Consider the following 9,743-nt stretch of genomic DNA (forward strand, 5'->3'; position numbering starts at 1 on the left):
CGTCGGGATGGCGCTGAAGCGATGACCAACACCGTGCGGATCCAGGGCCTGGTCATGGCCTTCGAGGATGTATTCCTGGCCCTGACGGTCCTGTTCCTGGCGATGGCCTGCGCCGTTCCCATGATCCGGCGGCCCCAGGCCGGTGCGGGCGGCGGGGCCGGCCACTGACGGGCTGCCCCGATCCCGGGCGGTCGGCGGGTGCGGAATCGGACCGCGCGTGCGACCTTCCGCAGCCGCCCCGCAGGATTGCGTTGGCGGTCGGCCCCGCCGATCTGCTAGACAGGGCGGATGGCCGGCCCGAGAAGCCGGCGCCGAGACGGCCAGGATACGGCGTATGGACTTCCTCAACGCGATGGGCGGAACCGCCGGCGGCTTCTTCGGCGCAGTGATTCCGTTCCTATTCGTGCTCACCGTCGTGGTGTTCGTGCACGAGATGGGCCACTTCCTGGTCGGGCGCTGGTGCGGGGTCGGGGTTCACGCCTTCTCGCTCGGCTTCGGCCCCGAGCTGTTCGGCTTCAACGACCGCCGCGGCACCCGCTGGAAGCTCTGCGCCATCCCCCTCGGCGGCTACGTGAAGTTCCACGGCGACGTGAACGGCGCCAGCATGCCCGATCCCGAGGCCGTCGCCCGGATGAGCCCGCAGGAGCGGGCGATCAGCTTCCCGACCCAGCCCGTGTCCAAGCGCGCGGCGATCGTCGCCGCCGGCCCTGTGGCGAACTTCATCCTGGCGATCCTGCTCTTCGCCGGCGCGATCTGGCTGGGCGGCCGCTACGAGCTGCCCGCCCGGGTCTCGTCGGTGGAGCCGAACAGCGTCGCCGCCCAGGCCGGCTTCCAGCCCGGCGACGTGATCACCGCCATCGACGGCGAGAAGATCGGCGACTTCAACGCCATGTACCGCACGGTGACCGGCAGCGCCGGGACGCCGCTGACCTTCACGGTGGAGCGCAACGACCAGCCCATCACGATCCAGGCGACGCCCGCCACCTTCGAGGAGAAGACGCCGTTCGGCCGCCACCGGATCGGCCGGCTCGGCATCCGGTCGCCCGCGGGCTCGGAGGCCCGCCTCGTGACTTATGGGGCGCTCGATTCGCTCAATCTCGGCGTGAAGGAGACTTACTTCGTCGTCGAGCGCACCTTCTCGTATCTCGGCAAGCTCGTCACCGGCCGGGAATCCGCCGACCAGCTCTCGGGTCCGATCGGCATCGCCCGCGTCTCCGGCGAGGTCGCCAAGACCGGCGGCGTCGGCGGTCTGGTCGGGCTCATCGCGCTGCTCTCCGTCTCGATCGGCCTGCTCAACCTGTTCCCCGTGCCGTTGCTCGATGGCGGACACCTGCTGTTCTACGCCTTCGAGGTGGTGCGCGGCCGTCCGCTCAGCGAGCGGGCCCAGGAGATCGGATTTCGTATCGGTCTCGCCCTGGTGCTGATGCTGATGCTGTTCGCCGCCTGGAACGACATCCTCAATCTCGGCGCCTCCTGGCGGAACACCTGATTGGGGGCCGGCGGGATCCTGTGATTCCGCCGGATCTCCACCGGAAAGGCTGCCCCAATCCCGCCGCGGTCTCGCCCGGACGCCGCCCGGATGGCACCGCTCCGACGGGGTGAAACCGGGTTAAGATCCTGTTCACGGGATCGCGATCGGGTCTGAAAACCACCGACAGTCCAGACATTTACGTGGCGTTCACCACGATCTGCGGTTTGTCTTCATGCTGACCGCACCGTTAAGTGGCGCGAAGGCCACGACCCCCCAAAATCCCCTGACGATGGCCTCCCGCGCGTTTGCTTGGCTGGGGAATCCCGGTAAGAGCTACGCTTGGACCGAAGCCACGCTTGGACCAGGTGACGGGACGGCCGATCAACGGTCGCCTGTGACGGGCTAACCCCCGCGACCAGAACAGAAACGGGCGATTGCATGATGTCGTTGACGGGGAAGCCCCGACGTAAGTCGGTGCGGAAAACCATCGTCCTAGTCACTGCGGGTCTTGGCGTTGTCCTGAGCGGGGCCGCCCAGGCGCAGCAGATCGTCGTCCAGGGCAACCAGCGCGTCGATGCTGACACGATCCGGTCCTACGTGACCGGGACGGCGTCCGGCTCCGCCGAGGAGGCCCGCCGCAACCTGCTCGCGAGCGGGATGTTCTCCGACGTGAAGGTCGCCCAGTCGGGTGGCCGCACGGTGGTGACGGTCCGCGAGAACAACCTGATCAACCGCGTTGTCTTCGAGGGCAACAAGAAGGTCGAGAAGGCGACCCTTGAGGGGATCGTCGAGGCCAAGGCCCGCGGCCCGTACAGCGAGGCGATCATCAACGCCGACCTCGCGCGCATCCGCGACGTCTACAAGCGCTTCGGGCGCGGCACCGCCAAGGTGACCTACCGGACGGTCGACCTGCCCAACGGCCGCGTCGACGTGATCTACCAGATCGACGAGGGCGATAAGACCGGCATCCTCTCGATCAACTTCGTCGGCAACAACGCCTACTCGGAGCGGACGCTGAAGGGGCTGATGAGCTCCTCGGAGATGAACTTCCTGTCGTTCATCAAGACCTCCGACGTCTACGATCCCGACCGCATCACCAACGACCTCGACCAGGTCCGCCGCTACTACCTGAAGAACGGCTACGCCGACTTCCAGGTGGTCAGCGCCGACGCGCGCTACGTCGAGGGCGACAAGTCCGGCTACGTCATCACCATCACGGTGAACGAGGGCGAGCAGTACAAGGTCGGCGCGGTCCAGGTGGATTCGCGTCTGCCGGGCCTCGACACCACGAAGCTCGACACCGACATCGCCACCTCAGTGGGCGACATCTACAACGCCGACGACGTCGAGAAGACGCTCAACAACGTCACCCGCGAGGTCAACCGCGCCGGCTACCCCTTCGCGCAGGTCCGCCCGACCGGGCAGCGCGATCCGGCCAGCCATCAGGTCTCCCTGGGCTTCGTGGTCGAAGACGGCCCGCACGTCTACGTCGAGCGCATCAACATCCGCGGCAACACCCGGACCCGCGACTACGTCATCCGTCGCGAACTCGATATCGCCGAGGGCGACGCCTACAACCGCGTGCTGACCGACCGCGCCGAGCGGCGCCTGAATGGTCTCGGCTTCTTCAAGAAGGTCCGCTTTTCCAACGAGCCGGGCTCGGCCCCGGACCGCGTGGTCATCAACATCGACGTTGAGGATCAGCCCACGGGTTCGTTCTCGGTGGCGGGCGGCTACTCCACCCAGGACGGCATCATCGGCGAGGTCTCGGTCTCCGAGTCGAACTTCCTCGGCCGCGGCCAGTACGTCCGCTTGGCCGGTACGGGTGGCCAGTACTCGCGCGGCGTCGACTTCTCGTTCACCGAGCCGTACTTCCTCGGCTACCGGCTGGCAGCGGGCTTCGACGCCTTCTACAAGTACTCCGACCTGACCCGGTACTCGCGCTACGAGACCACGGTGTATGGCGGCCAGCTCCGCCTCGGCCTGCCGATCACCGAGGAGTTCGGCATCACGCTGCGCTACTCGCTGTACAACACCGAGCTGAAGGTCCCGAACACCCTCAAGCGGCCGTACAACGACTGCTCGATCCCGATCCCGGGCTACACCGCCACCTACGCGGCGGGCACGATCGACCCGAATACGGGCCGGAACATCGGCGGCCAGGCGATCTACCCGAACTGCGCGTATGACGGCGAAGCCTCGATCGCCATCAAGGGTTCGCAGGGCAACACGCTGACCTCGCTGGCCGGCCTGACGCTCGCCTACTCGACCCTCGACGTGATCGGCGCGCCCCGCAACGGCCTCTACGCCGAGCTGAAGCCCGACGTCGCCGGCCTGGGTGGCGACTCCAAGTTCTTCCGCGTGACGGCCGATGCGCGGTACTACAAGGAGATCTTCGAGGACGTCGTCGGCTTCATCCGCTTCCAGGGGGGCCACATCTCGTCGCTCAACAACGACCCGCTGCGGGTGACCGACCAGTTCTTCCTCGGCCCGTCGCTGGTCCGCGGCTTCGCACCGAACGGCATCGGTCCGCGCGACGTCGGCATCGCCGATGCCCGCTCGAACGCGATCGGCGGTTCGACCTACGTCGGCGGTACCCTCGAAGTTCAATTCCCGCTGCCCCTCATTCCGCGGGATCTGGGCCTGAAGGGCGCGCTCTTCGCCGATGCCGGCACGCTGTTCGGTTATCACGGCCAGCGGAACTTCAACGTGAACGGCGACGCCTTCATCAACGGCATCTCGCCGACGACCGGGAAGTGCAACTTCAACGCCTTCACGATCGGCGTGGAGCCGGAATGCGTGAACGTTCGCGACACGGCGGCGATCCGTTCCTCGATCGGCGCGTCCATCCTGTGGAACTCGCCGCTCGGCCCGATCCGGTTCGACTACGCCTACGCTCTGTCGAAGGATGAGGGTCAGAAGGTGTTCGTCCCGATCCTCGGCAAGTTCGGCCATATCGGCGCGGATCAGGTCCAGGCGTTCCGCTTCTCCGGCGGCTCGCGCTTCTGATAAAAATCGCGCGCGCCGGCCGGATTGTCCCGGCCGGCGCGTTATTGAGCATGTCAGATCCCATCTTCTTCACCGCCGCCGCCGATGGCCTCACCCTGGCCGAGATCGCGGCAGCCGCCGGCGCCAGCCTCCCCGACGGAGCGGATCCGGAACGCCGGTTCAGCGGCGCGGCCTCCCTGGAGAGTGCCGGTCCGGAGCACCTCGCCTACATGGACAATGCCCGCTACGGCGACGCGCTCGCCGCGACGCGGGCGGGGGTGTGTCTGGTCTCCCCCCGGTTCGCGGCACGTTGTCCCGCGACCACCGTCGCCCTCGTCAGCCGCGATCCCTACCGCGCCTATGCGGCCTTGCTCGGCCGTCTGCATCCCGATGCCCTGCGTCCCGGCTCCCAGTTCACCGTCCGCGGCGTCGCGTCCGGCGCCCATGTCCATCCGGAAGCCCGGCTCGAGGACGGCGTCACGGTCGATCCCGGCGCGGTCGTCGGGCCGGGTGCCGAGATCGGCGCAGGAACGGTGATCGGGCCGAATGCCGTGATCGGTCCCGGCGTCCGCATCGGGCGGGACTGTGCGATCGGCGCCGGCACCACGCTCAGCCACGCCCTGCTCGGGAACCGGGTGATCATCCACCCGGGTGCGCGCCTCGGCCAGGACGGATTCGGCTTCGCCATGGGCGCCAGCCACCTCAAGGTTCCGCAAGTCGGGCGGGTGATCGTTCAGGACGATGTCGAGATCGGCGCCAACACCACGATCGACCGGGGCGCCTCGCGCGACACGGTGATCGGGGAGGGGACCAAGATCGATAATCTCGTGCAGATTGCCCACAACGTCGTGATCGGGCGGCACTGCGTCATCGTGTCGGGCGTCGGCATCTCGGGCTCGACCACCCTGGAGGATTACGTCGTCCTCGGCGGGCAGGTCGGCGTCGTCGGCCACCTGCGCATCGGCCGCGGTGCGCAGATCGCCGGCTCGTCCAACGTCAACCGCGACGTGCCGCCGGGCAGCCGCTGGGGCGGAACGCCCGCCAAGCCGGTCCGGGCCTGGTTCCGGGAGTTGACGACGCTGGCCCGCCTCGCCGAGCGCGGCGGCAAGGACCTGAGCGGCGAGGACACCTGACCGGGAAGGCCTTGCGCTTCCGGCGATTTCTTCCGAAGAGGGCGTTCGGCCCGCCAAGAGCGGCCGGATTGCAAGCCGCCCCGGGCGGCAAGTCGAGGTGCGGATTTCGATGAGTGAGGCGGCGCGCGAGACCGGCACCGAGCTGGGCATAGCCGATATCCAGACGTTGCTGGAATTGCTGCCACACCGTTACCCGTTCCTGATGGTGGATCGCATCGTCGAGATCGACCGGGACGAGTCCTGTGTCGGGATCAAGAACGTCACGGCGAACGAGCCGCAGTTCATGGGACACTTCCCGGACATGCCGGTCTTCCCGGGCGTGCTCCTGATCGAGGGCATGGCGCAGACGGCAGGCGCGATCTGCTGCCGCCACATCCGGGCGGACGGACGGAACACCAAGCAGGTGTTCTTCATGACCATCGACAAGTGCAAGTTCCGCAAGCCCGTCACCCCCGGCGACCAGGTGCGCTTCCACATGACGAAGCTGAATCAGCGCCGGACCATGTGGTGGTTCCGCGGCGAGGCCCGGGTCGACGGCAACCTCGTCGCCGAGGCCGAGATCAGCGCCATGCTGGTGACGGAGTGACCGCGCCGTTCATCCATGCGAGCGCCGTGATCGAGTCCGGCGCCCGGATCGGCGACGGGGCCCGGATCGGCCCCTTCTGCCATGTCGGCCCCGAGGTCGTGCTCGGGCCGGATTGCGAACTCATCAGTCACGTCGTCCTGGCGGGCCGCACCACGATCGGCCCCCGCACCCGGATCTTCCCCTTCGCGTCGATCGGCCACCAGCCGCAGGACCTGAAGTACCGGGGCGAGGCCTCGACCCTGACGATCGGCGCCGATTGCCTGATCCGCGAGGGCGTCACGATGAACCCGGGCACCAGCGGCGGCGGCCTGGAGACCGTGGTCGGCGATCACTGCACCTTCCTGGCGAATTCGCATGTCGGCCACGACTGCCGGGTGGGCGCGCATGTGATCTTCTCCAACAACGTGATGCTGGCGGGCCATTGCAGCGTCGGCGACTACGCGATCCTGGGTGGCGGCGCCGCCGTGATCCAGTTCGCGCGCGTCGGTGCGCACGCCTTCGTGGGCGGCCTGTCGGGCCTGGAGAACGACTGCATCCCGTACGGTATGGTGCTCGGCAACCGGGCCTACCTGTCGGGACTCAACATCATCGGGCTGCAGCGCCGCGGCTTCGCCCGCGACGACATCCACGCCCTGCGGCGCGCCTACCGCCTGCTCTTCGCGCCCGAGGGCACGCTGATGGAGCGGGTGGAGGACGTGGCCGCGACCTTCGAATCCCACGCGGCGGTCCGCGAGATCCTCGACTTCATCCGCCTCGGCGGCAAGCGCTCGATCTGCACGCCGCGCGAGATCCCGACGCCCATCAGCGCCGCCTGAGCGGCCGGGCCGTGACCGAGGCCGATCCGCACCCCGAGGGGGCCCTGGTCCTGATCGCCGGGGCCGGCCGGCTGCCGGAACTCGTCGCCGAGTCGCTGCGCCGGGCGCGCCGCCCCTTCCGCGTGATCGCCCTGCGCGGTTTCACGGGGGCGACCCTGCGGGCCAGTGCCGACGCCACGGTCGACCTGCTCGACCTCGCCGCCACCCTGAAGCTTCTGCGGCGCTGGGGGCCGACGGTCGTGGTACCGGCCGGCGGCGTCTCCCGGCCGAGCCCGGCCGCGATCCTCAATGCCGGAGCCGCCCTGCGCAACCGGGAGGCCCTGCGGGCGATCGCCGGCGGGGGCGACGACCGCCTCCTGCGCGCCGCCGTCACGCTGGTGGAAGAGGACGGCCACAGGGTCGTGGGCGTCCACGAGGCCGCGCCGGACCTGCTCTGCCCGGAGGGCCCCATCGGGCGCCGGATTCCGGATGCCGAGGCGGCCGCCTCGATTCGCGCCGGGCGCGGGGTCCTCGACGCCCTCTCGCCCTACGATCTGGGACAGGCTGTGGCCCTGGCCGGCGACCGGATCCTGGCCGTGGAGGGGCCGGAGGGCACCGATCGCATGCTGGCCCGGGCGCGGGCCCTGGGGCGCCGTCCGTTCGGGTTCGGGCGGGCGATGCCCGCCACCGTGCTGGTGAAGGCCCCCAAGGTCGGCCAGGACCGCCGCATCGATCTCCCGGCCATCGGACCGCGCACCGTGCGCAACGCGGCCCAGGCAGGCTGCGTCGGCCTGGCGCTGGAGGCCGGCGGGACCCTGGTCATCGACCGGGTGGCCACGGCCGCGGAAGCCGACCGCCTCGGTCTCTTCGTCGTCGGCTACGGAGGGACGCCGTGACCGGCCGGCCCCGGACCATCTGGCTCGTGGCCGGCGAGGATTCCGGCGATCAGCTCGGCGCCAAGCTGATGCGGGCCCTGCGCGAGGCGGCGCCCGACGTGGTCTTCGGCGGCGTCGGCGGCGAGGCCATGGCGGAGGCGGGGTTCGCATCCCTGTTCCCCCTCGATGACGTGGCGGTGATGGGCTATCTGCCGGTCCTCGCCCGGGCCCGGACCCTGCTCCGGCGCATCCGCGAAACCGTCTCGGCGGCGGTCGACGCCCGGCCGGACGTGCTGGTGATCATCGACAGTCCGGGTTTCACCCACGCGGTGGCGCGGCGGGTGCGCAAGGTGGCCCCCGGCATCCCGATCATCGATTACGTGTCGCCGAGCGTCTGGGCGTGGCGGCCCTGGCGGGCGAAGGGGATGCGACCGTTCATCGACCACGTCCTGGCCCTGCTGCCCTTCGAGCCGGACGCGCATCTGCGGCTCTGCGGGCCGCCCTGCACCTATGTCGGACACCCGCTGATCGAGCGCCTTCCGGAACTGCGGCCCACCGCATCCGAGCAGCGGCGGCGCGAGTCCGTTCCCTACAGCCTCGTGCTGCTGCCGGGGTCCCGCCGGTCCGAGATCGAGCGGCTGATGCCGGTCTTCGGTGCGGCGCTGGCGCGGGTGGCGGAAGGCCTCGCGGTCGAGGCGGTGCTGCCCGCCGTGACGCGTCACAGGGCGCTGATCGAGCGGCTTTCCGCGGAGTGGACGGTGCCCGTCCGCATCGTCACCGGCGAGGCGCCGAAATACGCCGCCTTCCGGGAGGCCCGGGCGGCGCTCGCCGCCTCCGGCACGGTCACACTGGAACTCGCCCTCGCGGGCGTCCCGATGGTCGTCGCCTACAAGGTCTCGCGGGCGGAGGAATTCATCGCCCGCCGGCTGATCCAGGTCCCGAGCATCGTGCTGCCGAACCTGATCCTGGCCGAGAACGCCATGCCGGAATTCGTCCAGGCCGACTGCACGCCGGAGCGCCTGGCAGGCGCCGTGCGGTCGCTCCTGGCAGGCGGTGCGGGCCGCGACGCACAGCTCGCTGCCCTCGCCCGGATCGACGGGCTGATGCGGCTCGCCGCGAATGACACGCCGAGCCGGGCCGCCGCGCGCATCGTCCTGCGCGCGGCAGAGCGCCACGCGTCCGATCCGAGGGCGTGACGGGGCCGCTCAGCCGGCGCGGCGACTGCAGCGGGTGTAGGTCGATGTCCCGCGATTACTCGACCACGTCAGGTGCTCGCCATCCACCAGCAGGCGGACCTGCGACGACCAGCGCCGGCCACGGTCGCTGCACTCGGCGGCGGCGACCCAGGCGCTGCCGACCCGTCGCATGTCGTGGAAGAGGCAGATCGTGCGGCCGGCGCGGGCGCGATCCTGCGTGATCGTGGCGGGGATGTAGCCCCGGCGCCGGGATCGGGTCCCGCAGGCTTCGGGAGTCGGACCCCAGACGCCAACATACTCAGCCGCAGCGGGGGCCGGGGCGGGGTGCGGCGCCGGTCGGGCATTCGCCGCGGCTCCCGGCATCGCGGTGGCCGTCTGGGGCGGCGGCGGTGTCGTGGGCGCCGCCATGGCGGTCTGGCCGGGCGGATCTTCCGCAGGGGCACCCGGGTCGGGCGCGTCGAGCATCACGACCCGCCGCGCCGTGGCGCGCGGACCGGCGGCGCCCCCCGCGGAGGGGCTGGCCTCCGGCGCCGTCGGGCGAAACGGCAGGTCCTCGGTCAGGTAGGCCGCGCTGTAGGCGAACAGGCCGACCCAGCCTAGGACGAGGAGCGCCGGCAGGGCGAAGCGACGCCAGGAGCCGGAACGCGCCCCGCCGCCCGGATCCGCAGCACGACCGCACCCATGGTCCGCCTCCTTCTCG

At 70.1% G+C, this 9,743-nt stretch carries 8 protein-coding genes and 1 pseudogene; 8 read left to right on the forward strand and 1 reads right to left on the reverse strand.

Annotated features, from left to right (window positions below; genetic code table 11):
- From I53_RS35080 to lpxB, 8 genes and pseudogenes are all read left to right on the forward strand, one after another.
- A pseudogene (locus tag I53_RS35080) lies at positions 1-168 on the forward strand (MFS transporter); the annotation flags it as partial.
- A 166-nt stretch (positions 169-334) separates the two neighbouring features.
- Positions 335-1,489 carry an RIP metalloprotease gene (locus I53_RS12645; protein WP_043351211.1) on the forward strand — a complete coding sequence of 385 codons (1,155 nt, stop codon included), beginning with the start codon at positions 335-337 and terminating at the stop codon, positions 1,487-1,489.
- A 420-nt stretch (positions 1,490-1,909) separates the two neighbouring features.
- Positions 1,910-4,480, forward strand: a complete 2,571-nt coding sequence (bamA, locus tag I53_RS12650; RefSeq protein ID WP_043351213.1) for an outer membrane protein assembly factor BamA — start codon at positions 1,910-1,912, stop codon at positions 4,478-4,480.
- 50 nt (positions 4,481-4,530) lie between these two features.
- Positions 4,531-5,592, forward strand: a complete 1,062-nt coding sequence (gene lpxD / locus I53_RS12655) for a UDP-3-O-(3-hydroxymyristoyl)glucosamine N-acyltransferase (protein WP_043351214.1) — start codon at positions 4,531-4,533, stop codon at positions 5,590-5,592.
- Positions 5,593-5,701: 109 nt separating this feature from the next.
- Positions 5,702-6,178 carry a 3-hydroxyacyl-ACP dehydratase FabZ gene (gene fabZ / locus I53_RS12660; protein WP_043351216.1) on the forward strand — a complete coding sequence of 159 codons (477 nt, stop codon included), beginning with the start codon at positions 5,702-5,704 and terminating at the stop codon, positions 6,176-6,178.
- Positions 6,175-6,993: an acyl-ACP--UDP-N-acetylglucosamine O-acyltransferase gene (gene lpxA, locus I53_RS12665; protein ID WP_043351218.1), complete on the forward strand. Its 819-nt coding sequence runs from the start codon at positions 6,175-6,177 to the stop codon at positions 6,991-6,993. Before fabZ ends, lpxA begins: the two co-directional genes overlap by 4 nt.
- Positions 6,994-7,004: 11 nt before the next feature.
- Positions 7,005-7,868 carry a UDP-2,3-diacylglucosamine diphosphatase LpxI domain-containing protein gene (locus tag I53_RS12670; RefSeq protein ID WP_043351220.1) on the forward strand — a complete coding sequence of 288 codons (864 nt, stop codon included), beginning with the start codon at positions 7,005-7,007 and terminating at the stop codon, positions 7,866-7,868.
- Positions 7,865-9,043, forward strand: coding sequence for a lipid-A-disaccharide synthase (gene lpxB, locus I53_RS12675; protein ID WP_043351222.1), 1,179 nt, complete (start codon positions 7,865-7,867; stop codon positions 9,041-9,043). The genes I53_RS12670 and lpxB overlap by 4 nt, the downstream gene beginning before the upstream one ends.
- Positions 9,044-9,052: 9 nt before the next feature.
- Here the strand turns inward: lpxB and I53_RS12680 are convergent.
- The coding region (locus I53_RS12680) for a peptidase inhibitor family I36 protein (RefSeq protein ID WP_083936042.1) at positions 9,053-9,743 on the reverse strand (691 nt) is incomplete at its 5' end.

The sequence above is a fragment of the Methylobacterium sp. B1 genome, from assembly GCF_000333255.1.
Classification (GTDB): Bacteria; Pseudomonadota; Alphaproteobacteria; order Rhizobiales; family Beijerinckiaceae; genus Methylobacterium; species Methylobacterium fujisawaense.